The organism is Cupriavidus sp. CP313 (genome assembly GCF_054072015.1).
Map to the genome: position 1 here is coordinate 1 of NZ_JBSVZB010000057.1, position 17521 is coordinate 17521.

A 17521-nucleotide genomic window follows, 5' to 3' on the forward strand; every position below is an offset into this window, starting at 1 on the left:
TCCTGCTTCGTTTTAGTCATAAACACAGTCGTATGCCTACCCGCTATTGTAAGTGGGGGACTGTGTCCGGCGATTCAGGGGGCCGCTCCACGGGACGCGCTGAAGGAGGCGGGAGCCACCGACACCTATGAAGACAAGGCAAGCGGCAAGACGACCGATAGACCGGAACTCGCCCACTGCCTGAAGGCGCTGCGCGAAGGTGACACCTTGGTCGTATGGCGGCTGGACCGGCTAGGGCGAAACCTGCAAGACCTCATTCACGTCGTAAATGACCTGGAAAAGCGCGGCGTCAAGTTCAAATCCCTGAAGGAGTCCGTCGACACCGGCGGCCCTGCAGGCAAACTCGTGTTTCACCTGTTTGCTGCATTGGCCGAGTTCGAACGTGAACTCGTCAGGGAGCGAACGATGGCCGGCCTGGAGGCAGCGCGGGCTCGTGGTCGAAAAGGCGGCCGCCCGCAGCTTCTAGACGTTAAAGAGCAGCGAAGCGCCTTGGCAATGATGAAGAACAGGGAGATTCCCGTTACCGAAATCGCGCGGCGCTTCGGTGTATCTCGCTCCACGCTGTACAGCCTGCAAGCTGCCGACCGAATAACGTCGTAGCGCTATGCTGAAGCGGAGGCACAGGAATCGTGTCCTAGTAGGACACACTGCATGTCCACGTGCATGGACCATCAGCATTCCAACGCCAAAGGGCTGCTGCTCCAGGAAGTGTTCTACTAGAACACTTTCCATGGCTTGCGGCATGTATCGCATCAAGATGGCTCCCTGCCTTACCCGCGGTCAGCGACTGGCCATAGCAAGCCACATGTTGGTCGCTTAGGTCCGCCTCCTGCTTACCAGCGCACTCGCCATACACCTCCGCCAGTGCATTTTCCGCAGTGATGGAGGCTTTTCCAGGTATCGCCACCTAATAGTCTTACTAGTCCCTTCTTAGCCTTCTCCGCCTTGCTCGCGTCTTGCCAAGAAGAGTGATTGCAGTCCGTCACACGTACAAAAACATCGTGACTCGGGGTGCTATGTGTTTTCTTATAGAAGCGCGTTTCCCCTGACTCAGGTGGCAAATCCACATCGCCAGATTGCCCGGCATCATCTTCAACGCTATCGGCAGCAAGAGCGTTCGATTGTTGAACGAGAGAATACTCTGCAGCTTGCGCGCGGCTACTCCAATTTCGGACTTCTTTCTGAAGCTCCTCTACTTGTGTTCTAAGTACTTCATTTTCCTCGTAGAAAAGCTTGGCGACCCTAAGTTCTTCACTATTCGCAGTCGCTTTTTCCTCCAATTCGCGTAGGTGGCTTCGTGCCACATAACTGTGAACGAGCTTAACTTCCTGCGGGGTTTCTACAGAAACTGCCGCGACGGACATAATCAACCGGCGAATCGTGGAGCGAAATCTAAGCGCACCTTTCCCGTCATGGTCATTTGACAGCAGCGTCGAGGCTGTCCACAGCCTACTCCGAATAGTTATTTCTTCATTAGCCTGATTTGCATTCGGCCAATAAAGTCGTATGGCTCCCATATAGCAAGAGCTAATTTTTCCAATACCGTCCGTCAACGACCAGGAAGCAGCTTCGCTTACCTTAACCACATGCGCCAGCCCTGCCAAGTCGTAAGCAAGACTCTCTGCAATGTCTTGCCAGACAGGCTCACCTTCATTTTCAGATACAACAACTATCGGAAAGGTACGGGTTGATGTTGTAATTCGTGCAGCCAATTCCTGCCCGTCTTCCTCACTCATGAAGGAAATAGGTGCCGAAGAGGGAACACTTTCTCCGCCGAGCTTCCATTCGGGGGCAAGCGCGAGAAGTGAACGTACAATCTTCGGACAACGAGCATCTGTGTCTATCGGTGCAATGTGAACTGAAAGGTTCTGCACCATTTGGCTGATATACACAAGCACTTTTGCATCGCTTTTAACAAGCGACACAGCAGTCGTGAAGATGTACTCTCCTTTTGCCAGCTCTTCTAAATGAACCTCCAAAAGACTCGCCGTATCGCTCTTCAGCGCTACTCTTGTAAAAGTCCCCCCGCCTTCGGGCGTACGCGAGACGAAGCTTCCCTTCTCCTCTTTAGGACTCTTAGCGCCTTTCCCTGAAAGCCAATCATCAATTGCATGCTCCGCGAGACTATGGAGTTCTGAGACTCTGTCAGCAGTTAGCTCATCCGCTACCAGCGAATAGTTGCAAAGCGCTTGCACGGGTCGCTCCTCTTTAAAGTACCTAAAGTAATCACCACTTTACCGCGGGGAAGACGGCCGTCAATTCGACCCTGTCAGTAGGCAACCCAGGCCTTTGCAGCCTCCATCGACTCGGCCTGCAATTGCTTGACAACGTCCTTGATGTCTTCGCCCCTGAGGTTGGCTACAAGATACCCGATGCGTTTGGCCCCCTCGGGAGTAACCACGAACGGCACATCGCCGAGCCCCCAAACCTTCTCATCCCTTTCATTCAGCACCTGTTCAGCCTCTTCTGAGGCGGGCTTCAGGTAGCCACGACGCACCAGGCCAAGGATGCCGGCCTCGGAGAAGATGTCGCACTCCCTCGAATCAAACGCCCTGTACTTGCGGTAGAGAAGATTGCTGAGATTGCGGCTGTTGTACGTCCTAGTCAGACACATCATACCCAGCACGAGCGCCTCCATGGGCGGGAGTGTTTCCACTTCCGTGGTGCCGGAGTAGGGCTTCACCTCGTCAGTGAAATAAAGGCTCATCAGCGTTTGCAGGAACGACCAGCTGGGGTCAGACAACTTCTCAGGTGCCAACATAATTTCTGTAGTGACGTATACGCAACAATTGTCTCGTTCGTGACAAGACATCGTTATTGACTTACGGCAATGGAGCTGTCTTCCTTGAACCCAATGCCGTCTTGTCCTGTCGATTGCCGAGTCGGCGTCCCTTCCTAAGAAGCCCAGTTGAGCCTCGCGTGTCCATCATGGGCACGTTCTTGCCAGGCCCCAGGCGAGCGCGCGTGTCCAACTTGGACACTTCCTTGCCAGGCCCCCAAGGCCAGTCTCGTGTGTCCGAGTCGGACACTTTCCTCGGCCAGCACAGACCTAGGCCTCTTCGGAGAGTGAGAATGCCAAACGTCGAGCCCACCATACCGGCAATGCTGGCTAGCATGCCTGACAGGAGGACGGACAAAGACTTCAGTTGCAGCCGGCGTGGGGGGTGGAACGATGCCGTCGCTTGGGGCTACTGGCAAGCGGGACGGCTTGTTGACGCGTAGCGGGGCAGCGAACGGAAGCCACCTGCGGGCTCCAGTTCTCCTGGGCGGCAAACAGCGCCGCTTGCCATCGATGCACTGCGATTTCGGACCAGAAAACATGCTTGCCGATACGCACAGGCGCTGGGAAGGTGTCGGCCTTGACCATGTTCTCAATGGTTCGCTCTGACACGGACAGGCGCTCACAAAGCTCTTGCTTGTTGATGAGCGACGAAATAGATGGGGTGGTACTCGACGCGGAACGCTCCGACACGACAAACCTCTTCAAGAGTTGAGAGATGTCGTATAGCCCGAAAGTGTCGTGATGATGATGCACGGAGGGCAGAGATTTCTGTTGGCTGCGCCGTCGCGAAGCCGCCAGTGCTATAGTTGGCGCGCTGGCAGCGTCTGACACTTTTCTGACACTGCCAACGGAGATTGGCTGCGCTTCACTGCGGTTGAGTGCGGCTAAGCGCCTGATTTTTATGACCGTTGCGGTCGGTTGCGGAGCCCCAAGACCCCTGGATTTGAATTGAAAATCCTTGTGTCGGCGGTTCGATTCCGTCCCAGGCCACCAGAACAAGAAAAGCCCGGCTCCCGCAGCCGGGCTTTTTGCATTGGGGCGCAGTGTCATGAACGCGCCCGGATTCCCGTCCCCGCGCTGTCGCCGCAACGGCGAAACACTTCCATCGCACTTACCCCCTCGGCTCAACGCCAGTGATCAGAATCAAGGTCGCCTCACGCGTGCAGGCCCATCTTGACGCCTTGCCTCGCAAGTAGCCGGACGTCGCTTGCACCGACCGGCGCGACGCAATTTCTGTATAGGCAAATATTCTTTGCCTTGCCAATTTAACGCCCATACAATAAATTGATGCCGCCTGATCGGCAACCGTGTGTTTGTGATGGTCTACACCATGCGAGGCGAAACGATGCGCGTCATCAGCCTGCGCAAAGCCAACCGCCACGAGGTATTGAAGTATGTCGACGAAACGCAGGATCCATATCCCGACTGATGCCGAGGACAAGGCACTGACGCGCGCCGCGCAGGCAGACCCCGACAACCCGCCGCTGACCGATGCCGAACTGGCGCGCCTGCGGCCCGCGCGGGAAGCACTGCCCAGGCTGGTCGGCGAGAAGGCGGCACAGGCATTGCTGCGGCCCCGCGGCCGGCCGGCGCTGCCGCCGGAGCAGCGCAAGGTCACGCTGAACATGCGTGCCGACCGTGATGTTGTCGAGGCGTTCAAGGCCACCGGCGAAGGATGGCAGACCCGCATCAACGATGTGCTGCGTGCCTACGCCAAATCGCACCGCATGCTGCCCCGTAGCTGACCGCCTTGGAGCAGTGGGTTGCGCAACGCGCAACAGCCAACCCAGAAGTAAATATCTTCTACTTGGCAGCCGATATATGTATCTCTACGATGCCCTGACGCGCTGCCACCCGGCGGCGCGGACCGAGCCGGCCAAGCCGCACCCACAACGCGGACACGCGGTTCAGGGCTATTACTTTCTTACCGGGGGGTCTGATGGATACGTTGATCGGGACAGACAACCGCTGGCCGCCGCAGACTGCGGGCGACGAGCGCGGGTTGTGGAAGAGCACCATGGCCGCGGCCACCCACGCGCTGGGGGCGGCGGGGCGGGTGCAGCAGGCGGTCTCGCAGACGCTGAAGCTGCAGCACAAGATCCGTGCGCTGCGCGATGAGCTGCACCAGATGGAGGCCGAGCGCGACGTCTACCGCGAGCTGCATGCGCGCACGGTCGAGGAATTGCACCAGGCGATCGACCGCAGCCCGGCAGAGATCCGGCGGCTGCGTGCAGAGACCGAGGCCATGCAGGTGCGCCACCGCGCCTACAAGCTGCTGGTGCAGCACTACATGCGCCTGGGCACGCCGATCGATCCCGCGGCATTTGCCGAGCAGCGCAGCCGCGTGCAGCAGCACATCCTGTTCCAGCGCCGCAAGGGCATTCCGGTGGCACAGATCCGCGTCGAGGACATCGCGTTCCTGCTGCGCTGAGGCACGCTGCGGCCGTGAAGCCATTCGCTTTGCCGCGATGGGCCAGGCTGCACTAACATGGCGGCAGCGAAGCATCCCGCGCTCGCATCCAACACTGCCAGGCCACCATGTTCGACATCCAGAACTACACCAGCTTCGTGCTCGCCATCCTGGTGTTCCAGCTGATCCCCGGCCCGGGCACGATCGCCATTCTCAACGCCACCGCGCGCAATGGCGTGGCGGCCGGCATGGGCGCGGTCTGCGGCACGCTGCTGGGCGACCTCGTGTACATGCTCGCCGCGGTGGCGGGACTGGCGGCGGTGATGCAGGCCAATCCGCTGCTGTTCCACGGCTTGCAATGGTTCGGTGCCGCGTACCTGTGCTGGATGGGCGTGCAGCTGCTGCGTACACGCTTTGCCGCGGACGCCGGCGTGCCCGAGCCGCGCAAGTCCGCGCGCGTATACCTGCGCCAGGGCTTCACGGTGAGCCTGACCAACCCCAAGGTGGTGCTGTTCTTTGTCGCGTTCTTCCCGCTGTTCCTGCGCCCGGATGCGTCGCCGGCCACGCTGGCGGCGATGATGGCACACGTCACGGTGCTCAGCCTTGCCTACCAGGCGGCGCTGGTGCTGGCGGGCAATGCGGTGGCCAGCCGGCTGCGGGCGCTGCCGTTCGCGCGCACGCTGGCAACGCGACTGGCCGGGATCGCGCTGGTCGGCTTCGGCCTGCGGCTGGCGGCCAGCAACCGGTAACGGCCCGCGGCCAGCGCGGCGATTCGATACCGCGCGTCTGCACACAACAAAGCGGCCACGCATTGACGCGCTCCGTGCGCTAACGGAACACTGTCGCGTCCGCGCTCACCGCGTGTGCGCGGGCTTGCTACTGAACCGCCACCGTTCGAGGCGTCGTCTCAGGCGACGTTGCCCATCTTGCCGCTGCACGTTTTCCTTACTGCCTTTGCCGCGATCTCGCGGCCGCTCTCGTATCCCGTTCGTTGCTCCGCTCCATCGCTGCTGCGCGCCGTCAACGGAGCGCAGCGATGAGTACGCTCGCACGCCGCCTGGTGGCCGAAGGCCTGGGCACGGCGCTGCTGGTGGCGATCGTGGTGGGCTCCGGCATCCGCGCCGAGCGCCTCGCCGCAGGCGACACCGCGCTGGCGCTGCTGGCCAATTCGCTGGCGACCGGTGCCGGGCTGGTGGCCTTGCTAGTGTCGCTGGGCCCGGTCTCGGGCGGGCATTTCAATCCGGTGGTCAGCCTGTCGGCGCTGCTGCAGGGCACGCTGCCGCCGCGCGATGCGCTGCGCTATGTGCTGGTGCAGGTGGCGGGCGGCGTCTGCGGCGTGCTGGCCGCCCATGCGATGTTCGGTGAGCCGGCGCTGGCCTGGTCGGCGCAGAGCCGCACCGGCGCGGCGATGTGGTGGAGCGAGTGCGTGGCCACCTTCGGCCTGGTCGGCGTGGGCATCGGCACGCTGCGCAGCCGGCCGCAGCTGGTGCCGTTCGTGGTGGCTGGCTATATCACCGCGGGCTACTGGTTCACGTCGTCGACCTCGTTTGCCAACCCGGCGCTGACCATCGCCTGCGCGCTGACCGATACCTTTACCGGGATCCGGCCGCAGGACGTGCCGGGCTTCGTGCTGGCCCAGATCGGCGGCGGGCTGACCGCCACGCTGCTGTTCCACTGGCTGTGCCGCAAGCCCGCTGCGGCCGCCACCGCTGCCACAGCGCAGGCCGACTGGCGCGCTGCGCCCGCCAGCGCCCCTACCAGCGCCGATTGAGCTGCACGCCGAAGATCGAGCCGCTCGCCTGCGAGGCCCACGCGTCCGCCGGCGCGGTGTAGCCAATGCCGTCGACGTCGCTGGCGCGGCTATAGGTGTAGAAGGCGCGCAGGTTGGCATTGCCTGCCGACTTGCCCAGCGTCAGCGTGGGCGCCACGGTCAGCGCGGTGCGCTGGCCGCCGACGCCGAAGCCGGACGAGATCTGGTCGTGCGAGACCTCGAAGTTCAGGCGGAACTGGTTGCTCGCTACGTAAGCGGGACGCAAGCGCGTGGTGGTCCACTGCAGCGTGCCGACCGGCGACCGGTCGAACTGCAGGCTTTGCTCCACCGCGCCGCTCAGCCCTGAACGGCCCTTCCATTCCATCGATTCGGCCACGCGCGTGCGCGACAGCGCCGATCCCATGCCGGTGTAGCCGGTCATGGCGTTGCGCGATCCCGATCCGAACTGCACCCCGAGCCGGTTGGTGCCGAACAGCACGCCTTTCTGCTCGTGCAACGCAGACGCCCACCATGCACCGCCGGTGTCTTCTACCAGCGGCTGCGCCTCCACCCGCGTGAAGCCAAGCTGGATCGAACCCTGTTCGTTGGTGTTGATGGGCGCGGTGCGCAGCGAGTGGTAGCTGGGCAGGTTCTGGCCGTTCTGGTCGGCGCGCGCGGTGTACTGGTAGCTCAGGCCGATATCGCCGATCACCTTGGCGTTGTCCACGCCGAAGCGCATCGCCGTGGAATTGGGCGGCAGCAGGCCGGACGACAGCAGGAACGGCGCATTGTCGCGCCGGCCGGCCCACATGGTCGCGCCGTCCAGCACCGCCAGGCCGCTGACGGCGGTATAGAACTGCGGCACCAGGGCATAGGGATCGATCGCCGTGGGGCGGCCATTGACCGTGGTGGCGTCGGTGCCGCGCGCCTGCGCGATCAGCATCACCTGCGCGCCGCCGTCCAGGTCCAGCACCGATTCGCGGATCTTGACCTCGCCGGCGCTGCGGCAGTCCAGGCCTTTGCCGATGCCGGTGGAGAGCGCGCCGCCGGGGCAGGCGCGCATGGTGGCCGGGCGTTCCTCGGCCGCGGCGCGGCCGCTGTAGCCGAGGCGCCACACGGAATCCCCGGCGGGGTCGTCGGCGGGCAACTGCGAGTGCAGTACCGGCGGGGCCTCCGGCGGTGTGCCACCGGTGGCGCTGTCCGCCGGCTGGGCGGGCGCCTCGGCCTGGAACTGGCCGAGCCGGGGCGGGAACAGTACCAGTGGCGGCGGCTGGGGTGGCGATTCGGGCGGGCCGACGAAGTTGGGGTCGGCAGCCGGGCTGGTGCCGGCCAGGGTTGCCGGCGCGCTGCCGTCAGGCTGCACGGCAGGCTGGGCAGCCGGCTCGCCCGTGGTGCCTGGCGCCGGTGCCGCTGGCACAGTCACGCTGGCCGCGGGTGCCGCGTCGCCGGCGATCAGCGCCGCCAGCGGGTCCTCCGTGCTTGCTGTGGCCGGCGTGGCAGGCCGGGCGGCTTGCGCCGAAGCCGCGGTCACCACCGGCGGCACCGCCGAGCGCGGTTCGATGCGGGGCGGCGGCGTGGCGGCACTGGTCGTCGCATCCCCGGTCTGCGCGCACGCGACCAGGCCCCACGCGGCCAGCACGGCAAAACCGAGGCGGCGCAGGGGCAGGCCACCGCGTCCGGCAGGGCCGGGACAACGCGGTGTGGCGGGAATTCGACGGGAGACTGGCGGCAATTCGGACAGCAATTCAGGCAAGCTACAACGATGGCCGGAGCAGGCAAGGGCTCCGGAGGCGGGACTGTTTTGTATCAGCCGACCCATTTGACCGCAAGCCGGGTTACAAAATCCATCACACTGTGCGCCGTCTCACAATGCGAAAAACCCCGGATATGGCGCCATTGACTAGCGAAAACCCGCACTTGCACGGTACCCCGTGGCGAAAGAGCCACCGCTATAATCGGCTGGCTTGTCTTTCGGGTAAGACAGCCCTTTGCCGTGGCCCGCGACCGGCGCCCGGCATGCAGGGCACGCCGCCGTGCCCGTTCGCAACAGGCACAGCGTTGCGCAAGCCGCTGTACCCCGGCGGCTGGTGCGTCACGGTCCGGCGCGCGGCATCATGCAAGCCGCGAGCCTGCATCCGAATCAATATCTATAAGAGGAGAAGTGGAGATGGAACGTCGTTCCTTTCTGTTGAAAGCGTCGGCCGTGGCCGCCACCGGGGCACTGGCCGCATGCGGCAAGGGTGAAGAGAAGGCAGCGCCTGCCGCCGCCAGCGGCCCGGCAGCGCCGGCCGTGGTCGGCAGCAACCCGGCCGTGGAATGGCGCCTGGCCTCGAGCTTCCCCAAGTCGCTGGACACCATCTTCGGCGGCGCCGAACTGCTGTCCACGCGCGTGAAGGAACTGACCGACGGCAAGTTCAATATCAAGGTCTTTGCCGCCGGTGAAGTCGTGCCGGGCCTGCAGGTGCTGGACGCGGTGCAGAACAACACCGTGCAGATCGGCCACACCGCCGGCTACTACTACTTCGGCAAGAACCCGACGCTGTGCTTTGACACCACCGTCCCGTTCGGCCTGACCGCACGCCAGCAGAACGCCTGGATGATGCAGGGCAACGGCATGAAGCTGATGCGCGAGTTCTTCAAGGAATACAACGTCGTCAACTTCCTGGGCGGCAACACCAATGCGCAGATGGGCGGCTGGTTCCGCAAGGAAATCAAGACCGTGGCCGACCTGCAGGGCCTGAAGTACCGCATCGCCGGCTTTGCCGGCGTGGTGCTGTCGCGCCTGGGCGTGGTGCCGCAGCAGATCGCCGGCGGCGACATCTACCCTGCGCTGGAAAAGGGCACCATCGACGCGGCCGAGTGGGTGGGCCCGTACGACGACGAGAAGCTGGGCTTCTACAAGGTGGCGCCGTACTACTACTACCCGGGCTGGTGGGAAGGCAGCGCGCAGCTGTCGTTCTACGCCTCGGCCACCGAGTACGAGAAGCTGCCGGCGCTGTACAAGCGCGCGCTGGAAACCGCCACCATCGAGGCGCACACCAACATGATGGCCAAGTACGACACGGTCAACCCGCAGGCGCTGGCGCGCCTGCTGGAAAACGGCGTCAAGCTGCGCCCGTTCTCCAAGGAGATCATGGAAGCGTGCTTCAAGGCGACCCAGGAAGCCTACGCCGACGAAACCGCCAAGAACCCGTCGTTCAAGAAGATCTACGACGACTGGCGCGTGTTCCGCAACAACGAGGCCGCCTGGTTCAACGTGGCCGAGCAGGCCTTCGCCCAGTTCAGCTTCGCGCGCAAGCTGTAAGCGGCACACTGCCCCGGGCCGCCCGGGGCCTGCCGCAAACCCCATGTTCCCTCGGGAGCATGGGGTTTTTTGTTGGCCACGGCACGCGGGCGCCCGCCGGGCGGGGATCGCGCGGCGCCGGTAGAATCGCCGGCATCTACCGGAAATCCCTATGCAACTCGGCATTCTCTACGCCCTCCTGGCCTACGTCATCTGGGGGCTGCTCCCGCTCTATATCAAATCGCTGCCCGGCATTGCGCCGCTGGAGATCCTGCTGCACCGGATGGTGTGGTCGCTGGTATTCCTCGGCCTGATCCTGACGTGGCGGCACCAGTGGGCGTGGCTCGGCCGGGTGCTCAAGGACCGGCGCCTGCTGCTGTCGTTCGCCGCCAGCGCGGCGCTGCTGTGCGCCAACTGGTTCCTCTATATCTGGGCGGTGTCGGCCAACCGCGTGGTCGATGCCAGCCTGGGCTACTTCATCAACCCGCTGTTCAGCGTGCTGCTGGGCGTGGTGTTCCTGCACGAGCGGCTGCGCCTGGTGCAATGGCTGTCGATCGCGGTAGCCGCGGCCGGTGTGGCCTGGCTGACGGTGGCGGCAGGCCAGCTGCCGTGGATCGCGCTGGGGCTGGCGGCCAGCTTCGGCGGCTATGGCCTGCTGCGCAAGACCGGTGCGCTGGGTGCGCTGGAAGGGCTGTCGCTGGAGACGCTGCTGCTGTTCCCGCTGGCCGCGGCGGCGCTGGCCTGGCTGTTCGCCACCGGCCAGGACAGCTTCACCCACGCAGCGCCGGGTACGCAGTGGCTGCTGCTGCTGGCCGGGCCGGTGACGGCGGTGCCGCTGCTGTTCTTTGCGGCCGGCGCGCGGCGCATTCCGCTGTCGCTGCTGGGGCTGCTGCAGTACACCGGGCCGACGCTGCAGCTGCTGCTGGGCGTGTGGCTGTGGAACGAGCCGTTCCCGGTGCAGAAGCAGGTCGGCTACGCCCTGATCTGGCTGTCGCTGGCCTTGTATGCGGCCGAGGGGCTATGGATGAATACGCGGCAGAAGCCCGCTATCATCCAGTCGATCAATGATACTAACTAAAAATCAAACCATTTCATTCGTCGCACGGATAACCGATACGGTGCCTGGCCACCATGTCTGCCCCGCCTGATGCCACGCCCGCGGTCCAGCGCAAGATCATTCATTGCGACTGCGACTGTTTCTACGCCTCGGTCGAGATGCGCGACGACCCGTCGCTGCGCGGCCGCCCGATGGCCGTGGGCGGCTCGCCCGACCGGCGCGGGGTGATTGCCACCTGCAACTACGAAGCGCGCGCCTTTGGCGTGCGTTCGGCGATGCCATCGGCACAGGCGGTCAAGCGTTGCCCGGACCTGCTGATCGTGCGCCCGGCGATGGACAAGTACCGCGAGGTCTCGCGCCAGATCTTCGCGATCTATCGCGAATACACCGCGCTGGTCGAACCGCTGTCGCTGGACGAGGCCTACCTGGACGTGAGCCTTTGCACCCGCAACGCCGGCAGCGCCACCCGCATCGCCGAGGAAATCCGCCAGCGTGTGCGCGATGAAGTGGGCGTGACGGTATCGGCCGGGGTGGGACCGAGCAAGTTCGTGGCCAAGATCGCCAGCGACTGGAACAAGCCCGACGGGCTGTTCGTGGTCAAGCCGGCGGCGGTCGATGGCTTTGTCGCCGCGCTGCCGGTGGAGCGCATCCACGGCGTGGGCAAGGTCACCGCGGCCAAGCTGCGGCGCCTGGGTGCCGAGACCTGCGGCGACCTGCGGCCGTGGTCGCCGGACCGGCTGCAGCGCGAGTTCGGTGTCTTCGGGGCGCGGCTCTACAAGCTGTGCCGCGGCGTCGACGAGCGCGAGGTCACGCCCGAGCGCGAGCGCAAGTCGATCAGCGTGGAAGAGACCTATGCCGACGACCTGCCCGACCTGCAGGCCTGCATGGCCGAGCTGGAACCGCTCATCGCCATGCTCGAAGCCCGCATTGACCGGGCACAGGCACACGACACCATCGACAAGCTGACCGTGAAGCTGCGCTTCTCTGACTTCCGCCAGACCACGGTGGAATGCCGCGGCCACGCGCCGGACCGCGCCGTCTACGCGCGCCTGCTGGCCGAGGGCTATGCGCGCCGGGGCTTGCCGGTGCGGCTGCTGGGGGTGGGGGTAGGTACCAGCGACCGGGATACGTCGCAGCTGGAACTGTTCGACTGAACGCAGGATTATTCCAGCGAATAATTAAACAACCTGAAATCAGGATGCCTTGATAAATGGCATCAATAAACCAGCTACTGCAGGTCGTTGCGCATCACCAGCAGCCATGGCATATGCGAATTGGTGACGCCATCGAGCCGGCCCGAATCGCCCAGCTCGATCTCCGCCATCGACACCGACTGCTGGACATTGCCGCCGATGGCACGCACCACGCGCGTGGCCGGATCCACGCCGACCACGATGTCGCAGTGCATGGGCGTGGTGCCGAAGCCGATTTCGGCGATGTCCTCGAGATAGCGGTCGCGCCCGCGTCCGGCGCAGATGATGTCGCCGGGTCGGGGCATGGCGGGGACGGGCTCGATACGGAAGGCCGGCCTGGGCAGGATGCCGTCGCGGGCATCGACCACGTACATCGAGTGCGACTGCCCGGTCAGGAACTGGCGCTCGTCCAGCCCCGCCTTGCGCAGCACCCATGAGATAAACACCGCCGACCAGGCCCAGGACCCCTGCGTCACCTGCCGGCAGCTGGGCGTTTCGCCGACGATGCCCCAGTAGCGGCGCGCCAGCGAGCAGCCCAGGGGCGTGGCTTCCATGCCGGTGCCGTCCGGAAAGGACAGGCAGCTGGCAGCGGGTGGCGGATTGCCGTTGGTTTTGGATTCGGTGTCGGTGGTGGCGGCAGCGGGCGCTCCGGCCTCTGCGGGGGACGCTGGCTGGGCCTCCGGAATCTCTGGCAGTGGGGCAGGCAGCTCCGGTGCGGGCACCGGGCTGTAGGTGACGCAGGACGTGTCGTCCCGGCCCAGCCGCACCACCTGCCCGCCCCAGCGGGCCCATTCCTGCGTGGCGATCTCGACGATGCGTTCGCGCGGCGTGGCGCCCGCGCGCGTCACCGGCCTTTCGGTGTCGGGCAGGGCCAGCGCCTGCGGCCGCACCGGCTCGCTGACGGTGGTGCAGGCACTCAGCAATGCCAGCGCCACGGCAACGCAAGCCGCGCGCATGGCACCTGCAGCCTGTGGAGAAAGCTGTGGAACCGGCTGTGGAAAGCGCTGTGCATAACGCTGTGGAGATCTGCGGCGCGGCGGACGGGCAAGCATGGAGGCCCCATGTGGCACGGCACCCGGTCCGGCCTGTCACGGCCACGGCTGGACGCCTGTTGGAAGACTTCGCGCGCGATCGCCCCGATGGCGGATTCGGCGATGCGGCGGATACTGCAGAAGATCAGCTTACCGCTGTGGATAACGTCCCCCGCCTGGCGCTCGCCTGCGCCCTCGGGCACCGGGCGGCGGCATGGCGGGGTCTGACAATTCGGGCCCTGCAGTGCAGCCCGTCAGGCTCACTGGTTGACAGCGTCCTTGAACTTCTGGCCAGCCTTGAACTTCACGGTCTTGGCTGCTTCGACCTTGATTTCTTCGCCGGTACGCGGGTTGCGCGCCATGCGCTCGCCACGCTCGCCCTTGCTGAACGTGCCAAAGCCGATGAGGCTCAGGGTGTCGCCCTTGGCCACTGCGTCCATGATGGCCGACAGGGTCACGTTCAGTGCCTGTTCTGCCTTGGCCTTGGTCAGACCGTCCACACCGGCTGCGATAGCGTCGATCAGTTCGGTTTTCGTCATGCTTCACTCCGTATCGAGTTGATAAAACACAGGCGTCCGCATCCTGGGCGGCCTGGCTGGCACCGCTCCGGCAAAGACGCCGCGGGCCACATGATACCGTGTCGGGCAAGGCGCACCGGGAACAGATTGTTACCTGGCAGTTTCCGCGAGGCCGCGCCAGGCTGGGCTTCGCGGCAAATCGACGCAGCCGGGTGCAGCCATGGCAAGTGGCGGAAGGTGACGAAAGCGCCCTAAGGTGACAGGGCAGGGCACCGGGTTCGCGCAACGCGATGGCGGGCATATGCCTTTACCCATCCCTCGCCAGAGGCCCTCAGAGGCCCTCTGCGCACGCCCAGGCGTATTGGACAGGGCTGGAGAGCCAGCGCCGGCCAGAAGCGCTTGCAGGCGCTCTGGGAGCCTCGGAGGCGCAGGCTGCACTATGTTGCATGTTGTCGGGTCACTGCCTGGCGACGAACCGCACGGCTATTCGGCGCATGCATGGCGCCTTGCAGGCCGGTTTACGGCCCGGCTCCAGATCCTGTCGCCAGCGTATACGCGCAAGTTGGTGTGATTGGGCGTATACGCCCGAGGTATACGCGCCCCCCTTCAAACCCAAAACCACAAAGTCTCGCGCTACCGCGACGTTTACGGCCCGGGCCATTCGGATGATGCCTTTGGGGGCTTTCTTTCGCTGACGTCGTTGGCTTGTTCTTTCGGTTTACCTTTTTCTTTCATGTATACAAATAGTAGTAGTAAGTAAACACCCGCCCCCGCTGTGGAAAACCGCGTAAACGTCTTTCGGTTCAACGGTTTACGTAAACGAGAAGTGGTCGTATCCAATGTTGGCCGAAGTGGATGACTCAGCCCGATGGGCGAGGCTGGTGCCGTACCCCCTCCGACTTATGCCTGAGGCATCCCCATGCCAGCCCCAGGCAGCCCACATCGAATCCGCGTGCTTGTCCACAGTTCGGGGCGGGGTTATCCACATGCGGGTAGGTAAACGCGCGTCGTGGCTGGGGCGGAAATTGGGTGCGGTATACCTGCCAACTGCACGCCAAAGGCGTATACGGTGAGGGCGGCGACGAAGGGAAGGCACCGGAAAAAGGGCGGTACGTATACGTGTCACGGTTGCACCGGTATCATCCCCGATCGCGCCGGAACGGCCGGCACAGCTGGCCACTCAGGCACAACAGCATGGAAAGGCAAATGGCGGACAAGGCAAAGCGCAAGGCAGCGGACGAGGGCAAGAAGAAGACGGCGAGCGACCGGATCGAGGTGCGCCAGTCAGGCGTGCACGGCAAGGGCGTCTATGCGATCGGCCCGATTGCCGAAGGCGAACGCGTGATCGAGTACAAGGGCGAGCACATTTCGTGGACGAAGGCGCTGGAGCGCCATCCGCACGATCCCAGCGATCCCAACCACACTTTCTACTTCAGCCTGGACGACGGCAGCGTGATCGACGCCAAGTACGGCGGCAACCGCGCGCGCTGGATCAACCACGCCTGCGAACCCAACTGCGAGGCGCGCGAGAAGAAGGGCCGCGTCTTTGTCCACGCGCTGCGCGACATTGCCCAGGGCGAGGAGTTGTTCTATGACTACGGCCTGGTCATCGACGCGCGCTATACCGCCAAGCTGAAGAAGGAATTCGAGTGCCGCTGCGGCAGCCCGCAATGCCGCGGCACCATGCTGGCACCGAAGGAAAAGAAGAAGAAGGCCAAGTAAGGCGCGCGTCTCAACCCGCGCCGCCGCCAGCGCAGCAGCGGGTTCAGGCCACTGATCCTGGCGGTTCGCAGGGGATCCGGATCACGAAGCGCATGGTCGGCCGCCGTTCGGGCGCGCTGTCCGCGGCCGGTGCATCGCCAGCCCCACCCGGAACCGGCGGCACGTCCTCGATGCGGATGGTGCCCTGGTGCAGCGTCACGATCTCATGGACGATGGCCAGCCCCAGCCCGGCGCCGCCGCTGTAGGCCGCCCGCCCGCCGCCCGGCTCGGGGGCGCGGTCGCCGCGGAAGAAGCGCTTGAAGACTTCCTCGCGCCGCTGCGGCGGGATGCCGGGGCCGTTGTCTTCCACCATCACCACCGCCATGCCGCGGTGACCCATGGCCTCGCCGCCGGCGCGCACCGTGATGCGCCCGCCCGCGGGCACGTACTTCACCGCGTTGTCGATCAGGTTGGACAGGGCCTCGCGCATCAGCAGCCGGTTGCCGCGCACCACCGCGGGCGCGCTGCCGGTGAAGGTGGGGCCGGGCAGGATCTCGAAGCCCAGGTCGATGCGTTGCGCCAGCGCCTGCGGCACCCACTCGGCGCCGGTTTCGAAGGCCAGCTCGGCCAGGTCGAAGTGTTCCACCGGCCCGAGACGCTCCAGCGACAGCCCCGGCTCGGCGCGCGCCAGCGACAGCAGTTGGTTGGACAGCCGTACCGCGCGGTCGGCGGCGGTCTGCACCTCGCGCAGCGCATGCCGGGCGACTTCCAGCGAATCGGCTTCCTGCGCACGGTCGGCGTGCAGCTTGACCGCGGTCAGCGGGGTGCGCAGCTGGTGCGCCGCATCGGCAATGAACTTGCGTTGTGCGTCGAGCGCGTCGCGCAGCCGCGCCAGCAGCGCATTGAGGCCGCGGATCAGCGGCGCCACTTCGGCCGGTACCTGGGTCTCGTCCAGCGCGGCGAGTGAGCGGGCAGTCTGCCGGTTGAGCTTGTCGGCCAGGATCTGCAGCGGCACCAGCTCTTCCTTGAGCACGTGTGACAGGATCAGGCTGCCGACCAGCAGCAGCAGGATCAGCGGCACGGACACCGATAGCAGGATCTCGTTGGCGGCGGTCTCGCGCCGGTCCAGCAGCTCTGCCACCTCCACCACGATTGGCCCGCGCGCGGCTTTGCCGGCCTCGCTGGTGCCGAGTTCGTCCACCGCGGCGCTGGGCAGCATCACCGGCAGCCGCACCGCGCGCACCTGGCGGCCGCTGAACCAGGCGTAGAACAGGCGCGCGTCGTGCAGCGTGGTCTGGCCGGTGCCGTAGCCCAGCCAGGTGTCCATGCCGCCGATCAGCCCGTCGGGGCCGTGGATGCGCCAGTAGATGCGGTCGGTGCCCTCGGCCTCTACTAGCGTCTGCGCGATCATCGGGATGTCCTGCTCCAGGCGCGGGCCGGCAATGCGGATCTGCTGGGCGATGTTGTTGGCCACGCCATACAGCGCGCGGTCGAACACCTGCGTGGTGTAGTGCGCCGCCAGCCAGTACGACAGCGAGCCGCTGGTCAGCACCAGCGCAAACAGCGGCGTGGCCAGTGCGCGCAGCAGGTGCACGCGCAGGCTGATGTTGGAGCCGGGGCGGGAGGCCTGGCGCGTCGTCGCGGGCGTAGGGGTGGCGCCGGCGGCGTCAGCCGCGGCGGAAGATGGGGGCACGTTCCGCGTTGCGATGCGGGAGGCCGTGCGCCAGGAAACCCGGGAGGAGGTGCGGGAGCGAGGCCACATTGCCGGCTAGGCCGAAGGACAGGGCCGCGTGTCG

At 65.0% G+C, this 17521-nt stretch carries 16 protein-coding genes; 9 read left to right on the forward strand and 7 right to left on the reverse strand.

The genetic code is table 11. The features are described 5' to 3' along the window. The first annotated feature begins 45 nt into the window (after positions 1–45). Positions 46–600 (forward strand): recombinase family protein, encoded by a 555-nt coding sequence (locus ACW4E8_RS39335; RefSeq protein ID WP_456809433.1) that lies wholly within the window; start codon positions 46–48, stop codon positions 598–600. Positions 601–833: 233 nt separating this feature from the next. Here ACW4E8_RS39335 and ACW4E8_RS39340 read toward each other — a convergent pair whose 3' ends face one another. The 3 genes from ACW4E8_RS39340 to ACW4E8_RS39350 all read right to left on the reverse strand — a co-directional run bounded on the left by ACW4E8_RS39340 (position 834) and on the right by ACW4E8_RS39350 (position 3832). Next, positions 834–2195 carry a hypothetical protein gene (locus tag ACW4E8_RS39340; RefSeq protein ID WP_456809414.1) on the reverse strand — a complete coding sequence of 454 codons (1362 nt, stop codon included), beginning with the start codon at positions 2193–2195 and terminating at the stop codon, positions 834–836. 74 nt (positions 2196–2269) lie between these two features. Continuing rightward, complete coding sequence (locus ACW4E8_RS39345; RefSeq protein ID WP_456809415.1) at positions 2270–2707, reverse strand: hypothetical protein; 438 nt, start codon at positions 2705–2707, stop codon at positions 2270–2272. A gap of 435 nt (positions 2708–3142) precedes the next feature. Next, positions 3143–3832 carry a helix-turn-helix transcriptional regulator gene (locus ACW4E8_RS39350; RefSeq protein WP_456809416.1) on the reverse strand — a complete coding sequence of 230 codons (690 nt, stop codon included), beginning with the start codon at positions 3830–3832 and terminating at the stop codon, positions 3143–3145. Between the two features lie 344 nt (positions 3833–4176). Here ACW4E8_RS39350 and ACW4E8_RS39355 point away from each other — a divergent pair, with 344 nt between their 5' ends. The 4 genes from ACW4E8_RS39355 (at position 4177) to ACW4E8_RS39370 (ending at position 6963) form a co-directional block, all read left to right on the forward strand. Beyond that, entirely contained in the window at positions 4177–4527 is a 351-nt protein-coding gene (locus tag ACW4E8_RS39355; protein ID WP_035817394.1) for a BrnA antitoxin family protein, read from the forward strand. A 194-nt stretch (positions 4528–4721) separates the two neighbouring features. Continuing rightward, entirely contained in the window at positions 4722–5213 is a 492-nt protein-coding gene (locus tag ACW4E8_RS39360) for a hypothetical protein (RefSeq protein WP_456809417.1), read from the forward strand. Positions 5214–5320: 107 nt separating this feature from the next. Then, a complete protein-coding gene (locus ACW4E8_RS39365; protein ID WP_456809418.1) occupies positions 5321–5941 on the forward strand; it encodes a LysE family translocator in 621 nt (206 codons plus the stop codon). Positions 5942–6228: 287 nt separating this feature from the next. Further along, positions 6229–6963 (forward strand): aquaporin, encoded by a 735-nt coding sequence (locus ACW4E8_RS39370; RefSeq protein ID WP_456809419.1) that lies wholly within the window; start codon positions 6229–6231, stop codon positions 6961–6963. On the opposite strand, the gene ACW4E8_RS39375 is transcribed toward ACW4E8_RS39370, so the two are convergent. Beyond that, positions 6947–8761, reverse strand: a complete 1815-nt coding sequence (locus ACW4E8_RS39375; protein ID WP_456809420.1) for a carbohydrate porin — start codon at positions 8759–8761, stop codon at positions 6947–6949. The two genes, ACW4E8_RS39370 and ACW4E8_RS39375, sit on opposite strands and share 17 nt — an antisense overlap. 348 nt (positions 8762–9109) lie before the next feature. Here ACW4E8_RS39375 and ACW4E8_RS39380 point away from each other — a divergent pair, with 348 nt between their 5' ends. The 3 genes from ACW4E8_RS39380 to dinB all read left to right on the forward strand — a co-directional run bounded on the left by ACW4E8_RS39380 (position 9110) and on the right by dinB (position 12436). Then, positions 9110–10246: a TRAP transporter substrate-binding protein gene (locus ACW4E8_RS39380; RefSeq protein WP_456809421.1), complete on the forward strand. Its 1137-nt coding sequence runs from the start codon at positions 9110–9112 to the stop codon at positions 10244–10246. Between the two features lie 151 nt (positions 10247–10397). Continuing rightward, complete coding sequence (gene rarD / locus ACW4E8_RS39385) at positions 10398–11303, forward strand: EamA family transporter RarD (protein WP_456809422.1); 906 nt, start codon at positions 10398–10400, stop codon at positions 11301–11303. 53 nt (positions 11304–11356) lie between these two features. Next, entirely contained in the window at positions 11357–12436 is a 1080-nt protein-coding gene (dinB, locus tag ACW4E8_RS39390; RefSeq protein WP_456809423.1) for a DNA polymerase IV, read from the forward strand. A gap of 74 nt (positions 12437–12510) precedes the next feature. Here the strand turns inward: dinB and ACW4E8_RS39395 are convergent, their stop codons facing one another. Together ACW4E8_RS39395 and ACW4E8_RS39400 are read right to left on the reverse strand one after the other, a co-directional pair. Next, positions 12511–13527: a DUF2272 domain-containing protein gene (locus ACW4E8_RS39395; protein WP_456809424.1), complete on the reverse strand. Its 1017-nt coding sequence runs from the start codon at positions 13525–13527 to the stop codon at positions 12511–12513. A gap of 239 nt (positions 13528–13766) precedes the next feature. Beyond that, positions 13767–14045, reverse strand: coding sequence for an HU family DNA-binding protein (locus tag ACW4E8_RS39400; RefSeq protein ID WP_012354324.1), 279 nt, complete (start codon positions 14043–14045; stop codon positions 13767–13769). 1185 nt (positions 14046–15230) lie between these two features. Between ACW4E8_RS39400 and ACW4E8_RS39405 the strand changes: the two genes are divergently transcribed. After that, positions 15231–15746, forward strand: a complete 516-nt coding sequence (locus tag ACW4E8_RS39405; RefSeq protein WP_456809425.1) for an SET domain-containing protein — start codon at positions 15231–15233, stop codon at positions 15744–15746. Positions 15747–15789: 43 nt separating this feature from the next. Here the strand turns inward: ACW4E8_RS39405 and ACW4E8_RS39410 are convergent, their stop codons facing one another. Continuing rightward, positions 15790–17418, reverse strand: coding sequence for a sensor histidine kinase N-terminal domain-containing protein (locus ACW4E8_RS39410; RefSeq protein ID WP_456809426.1), 1629 nt, complete (start codon positions 17416–17418; stop codon positions 15790–15792). Positions 17419–17521: the final 103 nt, after the last annotated feature.

Coding starts and splice junctions, on each gene's coding strand:
- ACW4E8_RS39400 (WP_012354324.1), bottom strand. CDS start 14,045: ATGACGAAAACCGAACTGATCGACGCTATCGCAGCCGGTGTGGACGGT.
- ACW4E8_RS39370 (WP_456809419.1), top strand. CDS start 6,229: ATGAGTACGCTCGCACGCCGCCTGGTGGCCGAAGGCCTGGGCACGGCG.
- ACW4E8_RS39345 (WP_456809415.1), bottom strand. CDS start 2,707: ATGAGCCTTTATTTCACTGACGAGGTGAAGCCCTACTCCGGCACCACG.
- ACW4E8_RS39375 (WP_456809420.1), bottom strand. CDS start 8,761: ATGGGTCGGCTGATACAAAACAGTCCCGCCTCCGGAGCCCTTGCCTGC.
- ACW4E8_RS39395 (WP_456809424.1), bottom strand. CDS start 13,527: ATGCTTGCCCGTCCGCCGCGCCGCAGATCTCCACAGCGTTATGCACAG.
- ACW4E8_RS39355 (WP_035817394.1), top strand. CDS start 4,177: ATGTCGACGAAACGCAGGATCCATATCCCGACTGATGCCGAGGACAAG.
- ACW4E8_RS39350 (WP_456809416.1), bottom strand. CDS start 3,832: ATGACACTGCGCCCCAATGCAAAAAGCCCGGCTGCGGGAGCCGGGCTT.
- ACW4E8_RS39360 (WP_456809417.1), top strand. CDS start 4,722: ATGGATACGTTGATCGGGACAGACAACCGCTGGCCGCCGCAGACTGCG.
- ACW4E8_RS39405 (WP_456809425.1), top strand. CDS start 15,231: ATGGCGGACAAGGCAAAGCGCAAGGCAGCGGACGAGGGCAAGAAGAAG.
- ACW4E8_RS39365 (WP_456809418.1), top strand. CDS start 5,321: ATGTTCGACATCCAGAACTACACCAGCTTCGTGCTCGCCATCCTGGTG.
- rarD (WP_456809422.1), top strand. CDS start 10,398: ATGCAACTCGGCATTCTCTACGCCCTCCTGGCCTACGTCATCTGGGGG.
- ACW4E8_RS39380 (WP_456809421.1), top strand. CDS start 9,110: ATGGAACGTCGTTCCTTTCTGTTGAAAGCGTCGGCCGTGGCCGCCACC.
- dinB (WP_456809423.1), top strand. CDS start 11,357: ATGTCTGCCCCGCCTGATGCCACGCCCGCGGTCCAGCGCAAGATCATT.